The organism is Micromonospora sp. NPDC005172 (genome assembly GCF_040608555.1).
Classification (GTDB): Bacteria; Actinomycetota; Actinomycetes; order Mycobacteriales; family Micromonosporaceae; genus Micromonospora.
This window is the reverse complement of the sequence record NZ_JBEXIL010000009.1, coordinates 95397-108933: the sequence shown is the minus strand read 5'-3', so window position 1 is coordinate 108933 and position 13537 is coordinate 95397. Positions and strand designations below refer to the sequence as shown.

Here is a 13537-nt window from a genome sequence, read left to right as displayed (position 1 = left end):
ACCCTTTTCGGGCGAGGTTGGGTTTGCGGGGTGCGGGGACCCGTGCGGGGACGTGCGGTGCCGGCCGCGAGGGCGGCGGGTGGAATCCGGGGCCTGGCCGACTGGGAGGAGTGGACCCGATGGTGGACGCGACCACGAGGTTCTTCGAGGACCTGGACCGGCGGGGGTACGAGCCTCTGCTGGCGAAGACCGCCGGGACACTGCGGATCGACCTGCACGAGGGGGCGCAGACCCGGCACTGGCTGCTGACGATCGACCACGGGCGGCTCAACGTGAGCCAGGAGGACCGGGAGGCCGACACGGTGATCGGCGCCAGCCCGGTGCTGTTCGACGAGATCGCGTCCGGTCGTGAGCACGGCCTGGCCGCCCTGCTGCGCGGGGACATGACGGTGTCGGGGGACGCCCGGTTGGTCGTACAGGTGGAGCGGATCTTTCCCGGGTCGCCGGACGCCCGTGGGCCGCGTCGCCGCTTCGCGGGGGAGATGCGCTGATGGGCCAGAGCAACACGATCCGGATCCTGGACGGCAACACGTTCGTCGTCTGCCAGGACACCGGCGACATCGAGGCGACGCCGAGCGAGCCGACCGGGCTCTTCTCCATCGACACCCGGTTCCTGTCCACGTGGGTGCTGAGCGTGAACGGAGAACGCCTCAACTCGCTCTCGTACGACGACCTGCAGTACTTCGAGTCACGGTTCTTCCTGGTGCCCGGGATGGCCACGCACTACGTGGACGCCAAGTTGTCGATCATCCGTGAGCGTGCGGTCGGCGGCAGCTTCCGCGAGGAACTCACCATCCTCAACCACGACGAGAAGGCGGTCGACCTGGAAGTTCGGATGGACGCGGCGTCCGACTTCGCCGACCTGTTCCAGGTCAAGGACGAGATCCTGAACAAGAAGGGCGAGATCTACACCGAGGTCGAGGCCGACAAGCTGCGCCTGGGCTACCGCCGGGGCAACTTCCGGCGCGAGACGGAGATCTCCTCGTCGGTGCCGGCCCGCTACGACAACCGGGGTTTCGCGTACACCGTGCACCTGGAGCCGAACGAGCGGTGGCAGGCGACGATCCACGTGGAGACGCGCGCGGTGGGGCCCGGGGACCGGGACCTGCGGATGGGGCTGCGGGTGCACGGCGCCGAGCGGCTGGCCCTGCAACACGACCTGGAGCGGTGGATCGCCGACGCCCCGAAGGTCAACAGTGAACACGGTCGGGTCGCCAGCACGTACCGACGCAGTCTGATCGACCTGGCGGCGCTGCGTTTCTCGCCGCTGTCGCTCGGTGGCGCGACGCTACCCGCCGCCGGCCTGCCCTGGTTCATGACCATGTTCGGCCGGGACAGCATCCTCACCTGCCTACAGACGTTGCCGTTCACGCCGCAGCTGTCGAAGACGACGCTGCGCATCCTCGCGTCCCTACAGGGCAGTCGGTTCGACGACTTCCGGGACGAGGACCCGGGGCGGATCCTGCACGAGATGCGCTACGGCGAGACCGCCGCCTTCGAGGAACAACCGCACTCGCCGTACTACGGATCGGTGGACGCCACCCCACTGTTCGTGGTGCTGCTCGACGAGTACGAGCGGTGGAGCGGGGACGTCGCGCTGGTCAAGGAGCTGGAACAGGAGTGCCGGGCCGCGCTCAAGTGGATCGACAGCTACGCCGACCTGGTCGGCACCGGCTACATCTGGTACGAGCGCCGCAACACCGAGACCGGCCTGGAGAACCAGTGCTGGAAGGACTCCTGGGACTCGATCTCGTACTCCGACGGGACCCTGCCGCCGTTCCCGCGCGCGACCTGCGAGGTGCAGGGGTACGCGTACGACGCGAAGGTCCGCGCGGCGCGGATGGCCCGCAAGTTCTGGAACGACCCGGAGTTCGCCGACCAGTTGGAGCGGGAGGCGGCGGAGCTGAAGGGGCGGTTCAACCGGGACTGGTGGGTGGACGACGGCGAGTACTACGCGCTGGCCCTGGACCCGGACGGCCGCCAGTGCGACATCCTCAGCTCGAACATCGGCCACCTGCTCTGGAGCGGCATCGTCGATCCCGAGCGGGCCGAGAAGCTCGCGGCGCACCTGGTCGGGCCGCGCCTGTTCTCCGGTTGGGGGGTGCGGACCCTCGCCGAGGGGGAGACACGGTACAACCCGATCGGCTACCACAACGGCACGATCTGGCCGTTCGACAACTCCTTCATCGCGTGGGGGCTGCGTCGCTACGGCTTCGCCGAGGAGGCCGCCACCATCGCCAACGGCATCCTGGACGCGGCCACCTACTTCGACGGGCGGCTGCCGGAGGCGTTCGGCGGCTACCCCCGGGAGCTGACGAAGTTCCCGGTGGAGTACCCGACGGCGTGCAGCCCGCAGGCCTGGTCGACGGGTACGCCGCTGCTGTTGTTGCGCACCATGCTCGGCCTCGAACCGCACGACGGGCACCTGGCGGTCGAGCCGCGTCTGCCGGTCGGGATGGGCCGCATCGAGGTCCTGGACATCCCGGGCCGGTGGGGGCGGGTGGACGCGTTCGCCCGCGGCCGGCTCGATCTGCACAGCCTCGCCGACTGAGCTTGGAACGACACCCGGCGGCACCGCACACGCCGCGTCGCCGCCGGGTCGGCACCCAGGCGATCTCCAGCCGGGCGGGGTAGATTCTGCGGATGCCGGAGCTCGTGTACCCGCCCGTTATCGCCGCTGCCAAGACGCTGTTCCGGGTCCTCGACCTGAAGATCACCATCGAGGGCGCCCACCACGTACCCCGCACCGGCGGCGCGGTGTTGGCCAGTAACCACGTCAGTTACCTCGACTTCGTCTTCGCGGGGTTGGGTGCGAACGCCTCGGGCCGACTGGTGCGGTTCATGGCCAAGCAGTCCGTCTTCGCGCACCGGGTCTCTGGCCCGCTGATGCGCGGCATGCGCCACATCCCGGTGGACCGGCAGGCCGGCGCGGCGTCGTTCCGGTCGGCCGTCGACGCGCTCAAGCGCGGCGAGGTGGTGGGCGTCTTCCCGGAGGCCACGATCAGCCGGTCGTTCACGGTCAAGGAGCTCAAGAGCGGCACCGTGCGGATGGCCCGTTCGGCGAAGGTGCCGGTGCTGCCGGTCGCGCTGTGGGGCACCCAGCGACTCTGGACGAAGGGCCGTCCCCGTACCCTCACCCGGCGTCACACGCCGATCACGATCCTCATCGGCGAGCCGATCCTGCCGGCGGACTTCCCGGACCCGAACGTGCTGGCCGCCGAATTGACCACCCGGCTGAGCGCGCTCGTCGAGCGGGCCCAGCGCGAGTATCCGGACGCGCCGACCGGCCCGGAGGACACCTGGTGGCTGCCGGCCCACCTCGGCGGGAGCGCGCCGACACCGGAGGAGGCCGCCGTGTTGGACGCCGCCGGTGAGGAACGCGCGCCCAGCGTCTGAGACACCCGGCGCGAGCCGCCGGCGGCACCCGCGCAAGCTGTCAGCGAAGCCCGGATGTGCCGTCGGCGAAGCCGTCCCAGGAGCTGGGCTCCGGCCCGGAGCGGTAGTAGTCGTCGCGGGAGCGGAACTCGACCGGCAGCGAGCCGGGCAGCGTGATCCGGGTTTCCCCGGCGAGCAGCGCAGGGCCGGCCCGCAGCAGCAGCACGTCGCGCTCCTGCGCGGAAAGGTCCACGAGTTCCGGACGGGTGAGCCGGAACGTGGCCACCGCCCGGCGTACCTGCCGAGCCAGGGCTACGACCTCGCCCGGTGAGCCGCCCAGTGCCAGCGCCGGCTGCTGGATGGTGCGCAACGCGTCGCAGACGATCATCAGTCGTGCCGGGTCGGTGGGCGGCAGCTCCAGCCGGGACGGCCACTGCCACCGGATCTGGCCGGTCATCAGGCCGGTCAGTCGCCCGGAGCGCCGGGAGCGGGGCGTGTCGTCGGCGACCAGGGAGAGCTGCGAGCCGGTGCCCACCCAGCAGATCCGCTGGTCGGTGACGGTCACCGAGACGGGACCGGGGAGCTGCCAGGCGCGCCGTGTCTCCGTCGGCCCGAGCAGATAGCCAGCGACGAGCAGCCGGTGTCGACCGAGCACCTTCTCGCCGGGCAGCGGACGCATGTCGTACCGCCGGTCGAGGGTGGGGCCGGCGTCGTCGTCCGCCGCATCGAATCGGTGTGGGCCTATGAAGAAGGGGGACGCGTCGCCATGCATCGTCACGACCTCCCGGTGAGTGGCTATGCGTCGAGCTTCGCCGATCGGCCGGCTACTTGTCATGACGCCCGTTAGGGGGTCGGCCGGTCGTGCGTCGCCTGTGACCGGTAGATGCCGATCTCCTCCGGGCGGACGAGGCCGTCCTCGATCGCACGGGCCAAGAGTGCCGCCTTTGTGGCTGCCGGGCGGCCCGCCCGGGTGTACTTGATCCGCGCCCGGTCGACGTACTGTTTCACTGTGTGCTCGCTGATCCGCATGCGACGGGCGACTGACGCCTTGGACATCGACTGGAACCAGAGCAGCAGCGCCTCGCGCTCCTTGTCGGAGAGCATCGGCCGGTCCGGTCTCGGATCGCCGACCATTGCGCCGGCCAGCGCCGGCGGCACGTACGGGCGGTCACTCGCCGCGGCCAGCACGGTCGCCACGCAGTGCTCGCGGCCCTCGTGCTTGGCCAGGAACGCCACCGCTCCGGCGTCCAGCGCGGCGAGCATCGTCTCCGGGTCGGTGTGCTCCGAGTAGACCACCACCCGCCGTCCCGTGGCGCTCAGCTCGGCCAGCTTGTCCAGGGCCATCCGGCCGTGCAGGCGCAGGTCGAGCAGGACGACGTCGGCGTCCGGCGCCGCGCGCAGCACCTCGTCCGGGTCGTCCCCGGTGGCCAGCACGGCCAGTCGCGGTTCGCTGGCGAGCCAGGCGCGTACCCCCTCGACGACCACCGGATGGTCGTCGACGATCGCCACCCCGACCGGCCGGTCACCGGTCACCCCGACCACCGGGTCTGCGCCCATCTGATGTCCCCGTCCCGTTCGTATAGCTGTTGCACCGGCCCGTCCTCGTGTTCGGTCGGAGGGCCGGTCGCGTCCGGTCCCTCCCGGTCCGGCGTGACGAGGCTGACCACCACCTCGTCGGGGCCGGCCACCACGGTCAGGCGGGCCCAACCCCGGGCGTCGGCCAGCAAACTGGTGAGCGGGTCGGCCAGCCGGCGACGGATCTCCACCGGCAGCGGGGGCGGGTTGCCGATCGCGACCAGGTCGATCGGCAGCCCGTTGCGTTCGGCCAGGTCGGCGGCGGCCCGCAACTCGTGCAGCAGCGGGTCGGGCACGTCGTCGGACTCGGCGATCAGGCGGCGCAGCCGGGCCGCGGCCAGTACGCACTGGCGCTGTACCTCCGGGTCGTCCGGGTCCGCCTCCCCGGCAGCCAACTCGCCGAGCACCCGCCCGGCCGCCGTGCCCACCAGGGCGAGCCGGTCACGGCGTTCCTGCCGGCCCCGCTCGGCGGCGGCCCGTTCGGCGGCGAGCGTGTGCATCGCCGTGGCTGCCGCGGCCCGGTCCCGGGCCAGGCCGACGATCACCGCGCTGCCGGCGAAGACCGCCACCTGCAGGGAGAAGGTGCCGTACACGTACATGGTGTAGCGGGCCAGGTCGGCCGTGCCCGGCGCGTACGCGAGGACGGCGGCGAGTGCGATCATCGCGTGGGTGGCCAGCAGGGCGACGAGGCCGCTGACCCGTCGTCCCCACAGGGCCAGCACGAAGAACCAGCCGAGGGTGCCCCACACCCAGTTGGCGGCGGTGAACAGCTGCCGTTCGCCGACGGTGGCGAAGACCGCCGCGTCGACGGCGAGCAGCACCCCGGCCAGCGGCCACGGCGGCAACGGCGCGCCGCGCAGCAGCCGGACGCCGGCCACCGCCCCCGTCACGGCGACCAGGACCCAGCCGCCCAGCACCACAGTGGGCGCGGTGAACTGCGTGCGGGTCGCCAGCACCGCCGGCAGTCCGATCGCGACATGCCAGGCAAGCGCGATGGCAACGGCGACGATCCGGGCCCCCCGGTCGGAGGCCTCGGCGACGGCGGCCGGCGCGGCGAGCGCGGTCGGCTCGGGTGTGGACCCGTCGGCCGGGCGGGGCCGCGGCACCGGCGCCACGCGGAGGTCGGCGCGGTCCGCCGACGCGCCGAGGTCAGCCGACACCGGGCCACTCCAGCCGGATTCGGGTGCCCGCACCCGGCGCGGACCGCACCTCGGCCCGCCCGCCGACAGCGGCCATCCGCCCGCGGATCGACTCGCGCAACCCGTACCGGTGGGCGGGGACCGTCTCCGGGTCGAAGCCGGGACCGTCGTCGACCACCTCGACCACGACGGCGACCGCGTCGCGGTTCAGCCGCAGCGTGGTCCGCGCGCACGGGGCGTGCCGGACCACGTTGGACAGTGCCGCGTAGGCGCTCTCGGTGATCGCGTCGGCCACCCCGGCGGGCACCGCGCAGGCGGTCAGCTCCAGGTGGACCGGCAGCTCGGGCAGCCGGTCGGGCACCGTGCGCAACCGCTCGTCGAGCAGCACCGGGCCGTCACCGGGCGCCGGGCCGAGGTCGGTGACCGCGACGAGGGTACGGAGGTCGGTGGCGCACCGCTCACGGAACGAGACCGACGGGCCGGACACCGCGCCCAGCCCCACCATGGTCAGGGTGCCGAGCACGGTGTCGTGCAGGTCCCGATTCTGCTGACGCTCGGCCTCCCGAGCGGTCCGGGCGACCAACGCCTCCCGGGTGACCCGCTGGTGCTCGGCGAAGGCGTGGTCGGCCCGCCCGATCCGGCGGCGCATCACCCCCGTCATCATCGCGGTACAGCCGGTCTGCACGAGCAGGGTGGCGGCGTGTGCCTGGGCCTCGGTGACGTTGCCGGCCGCCTGCGCGCCCGCCACGTACGCGGCGGTGACCAGCAGCCCGACGGGGACCGACCAGCGGGCCTTGGCGGTGGCCTGGGCGTTGATCACCGTGGTGCTGGCGAGCACCGCGATCCAGCTGCCCTCGCCGGGCAGCACCTCGGGCGCCACCAGGCGGGGGATGAGCAGGCAGGCCACCACTGTCACCGCGACGTCACCGGCGACCAGCGCGGGCCGGATCCCGTGGCGCAGCGCGCGGACGGCGTACCAGACCGACCACCCGGTCAGCGCGGCCACGCCAGGTAGCAGCAGGGCCTCGTCGACCGGTGGGGTACGCACCGACAGCGCCACGGCGGCACCGACCAGCCCGCACGTCAGCCGCAGCAGGGCCGGCAGCGTGGTGAAGATGAAGCTGAACGCGCCGCCGGCCGGACTGTCCAGGGCGGGCGGTGGCATGGTCGGGGCGGCAGTCGCCGGCATCGGGAGGTGTCCTTCCGACAACGACCCGGTCCGGGTCCGCACAGCGGAGATCGACATCGGAGAATAGCATGGCGTACGGTGAGCCTTCACCCACTGTACGCGCTGTGTCGCCGTGTCGTTACTCTGCGCTGCGGGGCTGGATCAGGTCCCACCGGTTGCCGTACAGGTCGGCGAAGACCGCCACCGAGCCGTACGACTCGTGTCGTGGCGCCTCCAGGAACCGTACGCCGGCCGTGACCATGCGGGCGTGAGCTGCGGCGAAGTCCTCGGTGTACAGGAACAGGCCGACGCGTCCGCCGGTCTGGTCGCCCACCCGCGCCTGCTGCTCGGCGGTGCTCGGGCGGGCCAGCAGCAGCGCCGTCTCGCGGGCACCGGGAGGGCGCACCACCACCCAGCGTGAGCCGTCCGGGCGGGGAGTGTCCTCCACCAACTCGAAGCCGAGCCCGCCGACGTAGAAGTCGATCGCCTCGTCGTACTCGTCAACCAGCAGGGCGACCAGTCCCAGATGTGCCATCCGGCCATTCTGCCGACGGACGCTCCCGCCTCGGCGGGCGGCGTCACCCATGGTCGGCGACATCACGCGGGAACCCCGCCGGGCCCGCACCCGTCTGATCCCACGGCAGAGAGGTGGTGAGCGGGATGCGCTCGGGCGGAACGACTCTGGTGGCGGCGCTTGTCGGCGTGGGGCTGTGCGGCCTGGCACTGGCCGGCTGCGCGGGCCCGGCCAGCACGCCGGGAGGCCCCGGCCCGGCGGCGATCGTCGAGAAGTGGACCTCGTGCGCCGAGATCGCACCGCAGGCGGGCGCCATGCTGCCCGTACCCCCGGGGGCGGGCGGGTCGGCCACGCCGGCCGGGGTCGAGCCTCGGGTCGGGCGGATCGATCCGGATTTCGTGCCGCTCGCCGCCGTGCTGTGCGGCCGTGACGTCGTGCCGGGAGCCGGTGGCGGCCGGGAGCAGGTGGCCACCGAGCGCCGCGCCGACGACATCGGGCCGCTGGTGGCCGCGCTGGGCCTGGCCGACCAGGAGAGGGGCCCAGGGCAGGTCGCCTGCACCGCCGACCTGCTCGTCCCACCCTGGCTGGCGCTGCTCGACGACAAGGGTCGGTGGCTGCGGCCGTACCTGCCGATGGATGCCTGCGGCAAGCCGCGCCCGGAGGTACGCGCGGCGCTGGACGGGCTGCGGTTGACCACCGTCGACAGTCGTACCGTCGGGGTTGTCGAATCCTCGGAGGCCGAGGCCGCCGGGTGCGCGCAGCGCTGGTCGGACATGGTGTGGGTCGAGGGCGCCGTCGGACGTCCCGGCCGCGTCGCGCCGGCCGCCGCACCGAAGGCCGGACCGCTGCGCCTCTGCGTCTACCAGGTGCCGCCGTCCGAGCGGGGCGGCGGCAAACCCGCAGGTGACTTCGTGTACGGCCGACCGCTGCCACCCGAGCGGCAGGCGGACGTGCTCCGGGCGCTGGCCGGCACCCGACCGGCGGCCGACTGCGCGACCCCGGCGTCCCGCTTCGCGGTGCTCCGGCCCGCCGACGGGAGCGGACCCGAGTGGTACGTCGAACTCGACGCCTGCCGGCGCTTCCTGGTGGTGGCACCGCCCGGCGGGTCACAGCTCGGGCAGGGTGACGCCGCGCTGGCGGCGCTGCTGGGGCCGAGCTGACCCGGCTCAGCGGATCGGCAGCGCCTTCGTGCCGCCGCCGGCGATCGAACGCTTGACGTTGGTGCCGCCGGACCAGTAGTAGCAGCGCACGCCACGGTCGCCGCGCTCCCACAGCAGGCGGTTCGGGAAGCGGTACGAGGTGCCGGTGCGGTAGATCAGATCGCCGTCCACCGGCACCTTCGCGTAACCGGCGACGACCTTCCGGCAGGCCGCGTGGATGGAGTCCTCGTCCCGGGTCGCGTCAGCCCAGGAGCGATCCGGTGCCATCCAGGTGCCGGCGTACTCGAACTGGTGTCCGGCGGTGCAGGCGACCGGCCGCAGCATCTGCCACTTGTCCTCGTTCATGCACCCGTAGTGCAGCGGGGAGCGGCTGGCCAGGGCGTTACGCAGCGATCCACCCCGTTGGATCGCCGCATCGCTCTCGCCGTTCGGGCCGTTGACCTCGTCCAGCTCGAAGATGTCGCACCGGTACCAGCGCGCGCCACCCGACCAGGCGGCCGGCGACGCCGGCGCGACCTGCACCGACAGACGGGCATCGCGCCAGTCGCCGCCCACGAACTGCTTCGCGCGCTTGTCACAGTCGGCAAAGGTCGACCGCATCGTCGCCGACTCCGTCTTGGGCGCCGCGGTGCGGGTAGCCAGAGCGCCGGTGAAGGTGCCGACGTGGAAGGTCTCCACCTTGTGCGTCTTCGCGCAGTCGACGGGGGAGTAGCTGCTGAGGTACGACGTGGCCTCGTCGATGAGGTGACACTCGTCGGCCTTCGGGACGAACTGCTGCGCCGCCGCCATTGGCCGCCAGTCGTCGGCCAGGTCACCATCCGTGCCGGCCGGCGTGCCGCAGCCCGCCAGCGCCGCCGTGAGGAACGCAGCCGTGAGCGCCGCCCAGCCGTACCGTCGCATGTGTTTCTCCCCGTGCCCCCGTGTCGAACGCGCGCAGCATATGGCACGGCCGCGACGAACCGGCACCGGCTTCCGGTGCCTTCTGGTTGGCCTTACCGTATCGCCCGTAGACACCCACCGGGCACCTCCTGTCGCTGCGTCAGCGACCTTCGTCGTGTCCACGGTCGTGCGCCCTGCCGTCGCCAGGGCCAGCAGGCGGGCCAGGCGGTCACGCAAGATCCGCGTCTGCCGCATCGAGAGGTGAAGTCGTTTTACCGCGCTGTCTTCTAGGCGCACCACCGGGGCGGCCCTACTCGCAGGTCATCGGCACGAATATCGACCTGGCGGCTGCTCACCTCTACCTGCGAGACCTGGACGGGGCGGCCGAGGCGCTGCATGGGGTGCTGGCCCTGCCACCGTACAAGCGCAACGTCTCGCTAACCGGTCGGTTGGCACGGATGGAACGTCTGTTGGACGAGGCACCGTGGAACGGCGATGCCGATGCTCGGTTGCTTGCCAACCAGATAGCGGTGTGGCTGTCGGAGACCTCAGCTCGACCGCTTGTGTGAGCGGTGCCAGGCGGCCAACACCTGCGCTTCCTTCTCCAAGCTGATCCCGATTCCGGCGGCGCGGTCGTGGTTGCTGACGCTCCCGCTCTCGACCAACCACCGCCAGGTGTCCCGGATGGTCAATTCGAGTTGGCGGGTGCGGAGGCCACCGGCCTGCGCGGCAGTGGTGTCGACGTTCCACACGCCGTCGAAGGTGCGCCAGAGCGGCAGTTCGGACCACTGCCGGACGCCCTGAGCGAGCAGAAAGTCGTCAAGAACCCAGGTGAAGAAGGCATCGGCCCTCGTCGAGTGGGCGCAGTCCGCCAGTAGTCCGCCAAAAGTCGCGCCACCCACCGGTGCGCAGACGTTGAACGCGCCAACCAAGTCGTCGGTGATGCTGCGCAGCGCGAACGCGGCCAGGTCGCGTACGTCGATCGGTTGAACTGTCCGGTTCGGCGAGCCTGGCGCTAGCACCTCGCCGCCAGCGGCCACACGGCCTAGCCACCAGGGCAGGCGGCCGACGTACTCACGCGGGCCGAGCACGACGCCAGCCCGCAGGATCGTGGCTCGGTCCGCCCCGAACGCAGCGAGTGCGGCTGTCTCGCATCCGGCCTTCTGATAGCCGTAGCGGGTCGGTCCGTCCTCGGTGTCCGTGCCGTAATCGGGGCCGGCGTCCGGTGGGCAGTAAAGCACCTCAGATTGCTCGCTCAGCGGCTTGACCGGCCAGTCTCGATAGACGCTGAGCGTCGACACGAATACGTAGCGATGGGTAACGGGGGCGAGCGCGCGAGCGACGTCGAGGACGTTCCTCGGCACGTAGCCCGAGGTGTCGACAACGGCATCCCAAGGCCCGGCGGTCGCCAGAGCAACGACGTCCGCATGACGGGTCCTGTCGCCTCTGACATGCCGCACGGCTTCCAGAAAGGGATCTGAGGTACCGCGGTTGAAAGTCGTCACCTCCCAGCCTGCACTGATAGCAGTCGTAACGACGGCATGCCCTACGAACCAGGTTCCGCCAAGCACCAGCAACCGCATGGGTTCATCTTGCGCCTTGGTCGGCTGCGGGCTGTATCTCGGACGGCTGGCGACTAGCTAGAGGCAGATCCAGCAGTAGATGTGCTCCCCGTTCGTGCGCGCTCGGCGGGCCAGTCCAACGAACTCCCGCAAGCGCGACAGCATGAGCTCCGGTCCCGTGTCGCTGTAGTGGGACAGCTCCTCGACGTGTGACCACCGCTCAGCCAGGCCCGGCAACTGGTCATCCGGGATGTCCGCAAGTACGTCGCGGGCGTGATCGCCCAACACGACGACCCACGGTCCTTCGTACTCACGGTCCTCAGCAGCACCGTCCGGCCAGATGAGCCGTTCCCCGACAAGGTCGGGCTCCCACGGCACGTCGAGGGCGAACGAGACGACCCGGCCGAGGACGACGGGCGGATCGATCCCCTTGGCGTCCACAGCATCCTCGACGGGCGAATCTCCCGCGCACACCACCGGGCCGCCGTCGGTGACGGCCATCAGCTTCGCGACGGCCTCGTCGTCGGAAGCGCGGAAGTAGTCGTACAGAACACCCACAGAAGTCTCCCGATCGGCTGCCACGTCACCACCCGTGGGGCGGCCGGGAGAACGTACACGTCCGCTACGTCATTTTGCCGACGGACCGGGGGCAATCCCTCCGGAGCGCAGCCTGCGTACGTACAGTGCCGTGCCGGTCGCACCCACCCGGTCGGACCAGAATTGGAACAGCTCGTCGCTCGGCACACCCCAGCCGAGGTCGCCGCCGGGCGCGGCGACATAGCCGTCCAGACTCACGTTCATGCCGAAGGTCAGTCTCCGCATCGTGTCAGCCTGCCGTGAATCGGCAGCGTCGCCGCGTGGAGCGCGCTGAGACGTCGACGGCCTGACCTGCTCAGCAAGCAGATCGAGGAGGCCAAGCTCCGACCTGGACGGCACTGCACGAGCCTCAGACAGACGGTGTGGCGCCCGGAGGTGTCCGGATGGCGTCAGCGGCAAGGCGGCAGTAATTTGACAGCGGGATCATGCTCGTCCGTCCCAGGGCCGGTTCTCCACGCTGGTTCGACGTTCGTCCGGAGGATTCTCCTGTGCGGGCAGACATGAACGACACGGGGGTTGACACCATGCGTACGTACATTGCGGCACCACCGGAGGCGATGCTGCACCGACTGCTCCTGCGGGCGGCGACGCGCATGTCCGACGAGGCGCTGGTGAAAGCCCGCCTCGCCCTGGCCGAGGGCGACGCAGCAACAGCGGCGGAAGTAGTCGCTGACGCCAACCCCGAGTTGCATCAGAATGATCGCCAGCTACTCGGCCTGTACCTTCCCGAGGGTGTGGAGCCACCCGTGCCGGTGTCGGCCGCGGTGACCGGGATCGCGTTCACGCCCGTTGAACCGGGTTCCGTGCCAGCCGAACAGATGCCGCCCGTACTAGACCTCACCAGCGGGCCTGAGCCGGCCAGCGACGCGGCTATGGACGCGGCCGACCGCGCCGCAGTAGCTGAGGCAGCTCGACTCTCGGGCGCGGTCGCGCTCTGGCGTTCCTGGCGTGGGCCCGGCGAACGGGTGTATGTGCTCGAGCTCGATGCCCCGGTGACCGAGCTGGCCGAGGCGACCGGTGCGGTGATGCAGGCGTTGATCGCTACCGGTGTGGAACTGCCGCTGGTGGAGTCCTATGCGACAGGTACGGAACAACCCGCACATCTGCAGCGTGCCCGAGCGTCATCGGCGTTGCTGTGGGCCGCCGAGGTGGTCGCGCCGATCGAGTTGGCCCGTGTCTTCGACTCCGTGGACGCCGTCGGGGGACCACGTTTCGCCGATGACCATGGGCGGATGTCCGATCCGGAGCGGCGACAGCTGCTGCGCTACCTGGACCAGGGTGTCGGTGTGCTCGAAACCACCGACCTCATGGCGGACGTCGTCGATCCGCATCGGGGTGACGTGGTGCCGATGTCGTACCGAACCGACGGGACGTTCGTGTGGACCGACACCGTGACGTACTACCTGCGCGAGTACGGGCTCGCTCCGGATCCCAGCCTGGTTCAGCAGGCACGGCGCAACACCTACCGAGTGCCGCAGGTTGGGGGCGTGGCGCTGCACCGTGCGCTCGCCGAGCTGTTCCGTCCGGTTGACGACGATCCCGTGTGGATTACGTGATCGCCGACGGGC

At 71.1% G+C, this 13537-nt stretch carries 14 protein-coding genes; 5 read left to right on the top strand and 9 right to left on the bottom strand.

Annotated elements, in window-relative coordinates:
* Positions 1–119 precede the first annotated feature (119 nt).
* From ABZV06_RS08810 to ABZV06_RS08800, 3 genes are all read left to right on the top strand, one after another.
* Positions 120–491: an SCP2 sterol-binding domain-containing protein gene (locus ABZV06_RS08810; protein ID WP_355241777.1), complete on the top strand. Its 372-nt coding sequence runs from the start codon at positions 120–122 to the stop codon at positions 489–491.
* Entirely contained in the window at positions 491–2551 is a 2061-nt protein-coding gene (locus ABZV06_RS08805) for a glycogen debranching N-terminal domain-containing protein (RefSeq protein WP_355619858.1), read from the top strand. The genes ABZV06_RS08810 and ABZV06_RS08805 overlap by 1 nt, the downstream gene beginning before the upstream one ends.
* 92 nt (positions 2552–2643) lie before the next feature.
* Complete coding sequence (locus ABZV06_RS08800; RefSeq protein WP_355241771.1) at positions 2644–3396, top strand: lysophospholipid acyltransferase family protein; 753 nt, start codon at positions 2644–2646, stop codon at positions 3394–3396.
* Positions 3397–3436: 40 nt separating this feature from the next.
* On the opposite strand, the gene ABZV06_RS08795 is transcribed toward ABZV06_RS08800, so the two are convergent.
* The 5 genes from ABZV06_RS08795 to ABZV06_RS08775 form a co-directional block, all read right to left on the bottom strand.
* Positions 3437–4147, bottom strand: coding sequence for a hypothetical protein (locus tag ABZV06_RS08795; protein ID WP_355619955.1), 711 nt, complete (start codon positions 4145–4147; stop codon positions 3437–3439).
* A gap of 71 nt (positions 4148–4218) precedes the next feature.
* Positions 4219–4932, bottom strand: a complete 714-nt coding sequence (locus ABZV06_RS08790; RefSeq protein ID WP_355241765.1) for a response regulator transcription factor — start codon at positions 4930–4932, stop codon at positions 4219–4221.
* Positions 4905–6056, bottom strand: coding sequence for a hypothetical protein (locus tag ABZV06_RS08785; RefSeq protein WP_355619952.1), 1152 nt, complete (start codon positions 6054–6056; stop codon positions 4905–4907). The genes ABZV06_RS08790 and ABZV06_RS08785 overlap by 28 nt, the downstream gene beginning before the upstream one ends.
* A 43-nt stretch (positions 6057–6099) precedes the next feature.
* Positions 6100–7278 carry an ATP-binding protein gene (locus ABZV06_RS08780; RefSeq protein ID WP_355619855.1) on the bottom strand — a complete coding sequence of 393 codons (1179 nt, stop codon included), beginning with the start codon at positions 7276–7278 and terminating at the stop codon, positions 6100–6102.
* A gap of 118 nt (positions 7279–7396) precedes the next feature.
* Entirely contained in the window at positions 7397–7792 is a 396-nt protein-coding gene (locus ABZV06_RS08775) for a VOC family protein (RefSeq protein WP_355241760.1), read from the bottom strand.
* Between the two features lie 125 nt (positions 7793–7917).
* Between ABZV06_RS08775 and ABZV06_RS08770 the strand changes: the two genes are divergently transcribed.
* A complete protein-coding gene (locus ABZV06_RS08770; RefSeq protein WP_355619852.1) occupies positions 7918–8931 on the top strand; it encodes a hypothetical protein in 1014 nt (337 codons plus the stop codon).
* 6 nt (positions 8932–8937) lie between these two features.
* Here ABZV06_RS08770 and ABZV06_RS08765 read toward each other — a convergent pair whose 3' ends face one another.
* The 4 genes from ABZV06_RS08765 to ABZV06_RS08750 form a co-directional block, all read right to left on the bottom strand.
* Positions 8938–9831, bottom strand: coding sequence for a septum formation family protein (locus tag ABZV06_RS08765; protein WP_355619849.1), 894 nt, complete (start codon positions 9829–9831; stop codon positions 8938–8940).
* A 527-nt stretch (positions 9832–10358) separates the two neighbouring features.
* On the bottom strand, positions 10359–11393 hold the full coding sequence (locus tag ABZV06_RS08760; RefSeq protein ID WP_355619846.1) for an NAD-dependent epimerase/dehydratase family protein: 1035 nt from the start codon (positions 11391–11393) through the stop codon (positions 10359–10361).
* Between the two features lie 57 nt (positions 11394–11450).
* Entirely contained in the window at positions 11451–11930 is a 480-nt protein-coding gene (locus ABZV06_RS08755) for a hypothetical protein (RefSeq protein ID WP_355241748.1), read from the bottom strand.
* 69 nt (positions 11931–11999) lie between these two features.
* Positions 12000–12194, bottom strand: a complete 195-nt coding sequence (locus ABZV06_RS08750; protein WP_355241745.1) for a hypothetical protein — start codon at positions 12192–12194, stop codon at positions 12000–12002.
* A 332-nt stretch (positions 12195–12526) separates the two neighbouring features.
* Here ABZV06_RS08750 and ABZV06_RS08745 point away from each other — a divergent pair, with 332 nt between their 5' ends.
* Positions 12527–13525 (top strand): hypothetical protein, encoded by a 999-nt coding sequence (locus ABZV06_RS08745; protein WP_355619844.1) that lies wholly within the window; start codon positions 12527–12529, stop codon positions 13523–13525.
* Positions 13526–13537 lie beyond the last annotated feature (12 nt).

Coding starts and splice junctions, on each gene's coding strand:
- ABZV06_RS08810 (WP_355241777.1), top strand. CDS start 120: ATGGTGGACGCGACCACGAGGTTCTTCGAGGACCTGGACCGGCGGGGG.
- ABZV06_RS08805 (WP_355619858.1), top strand. CDS start 491: ATGGGCCAGAGCAACACGATCCGGATCCTGGACGGCAACACGTTCGTC.
- ABZV06_RS08800 (WP_355241771.1), top strand. CDS start 2,644: ATGCCGGAGCTCGTGTACCCGCCCGTTATCGCCGCTGCCAAGACGCTG.
- ABZV06_RS08795 (WP_355619955.1), bottom strand. CDS start 4,147: ATGCATGGCGACGCGTCCCCCTTCTTCATAGGCCCACACCGATTCGAT.
- ABZV06_RS08790 (WP_355241765.1), bottom strand. CDS start 4,932: ATGGGCGCAGACCCGGTGGTCGGGGTGACCGGTGACCGGCCGGTCGGG.
- ABZV06_RS08780 (WP_355619855.1), bottom strand. CDS start 7,278: ATGCCGGCGACTGCCGCCCCGACCATGCCACCGCCCGCCCTGGACAGT.
- ABZV06_RS08775 (WP_355241760.1), bottom strand. CDS start 7,792: ATGGCACATCTGGGACTGGTCGCCCTGCTGGTTGACGAGTACGACGAG.
- ABZV06_RS08770 (WP_355619852.1), top strand. CDS start 7,918: ATGCGCTCGGGCGGAACGACTCTGGTGGCGGCGCTTGTCGGCGTGGGG.
- ABZV06_RS08765 (WP_355619849.1), bottom strand. CDS start 9,831: ATGCGACGGTACGGCTGGGCGGCGCTCACGGCTGCGTTCCTCACGGCG.
- ABZV06_RS08760 (WP_355619846.1), bottom strand. CDS start 11,393: ATGCGGTTGCTGGTGCTTGGCGGAACCTGGTTCGTAGGGCATGCCGTC.
- ABZV06_RS08750 (WP_355241745.1), bottom strand. CDS start 12,194: ATGCGGAGACTGACCTTCGGCATGAACGTGAGTCTGGACGGCTATGTC.
- ABZV06_RS08745 (WP_355619844.1), top strand. CDS start 12,527: ATGCTGCACCGACTGCTCCTGCGGGCGGCGACGCGCATGTCCGACGAG.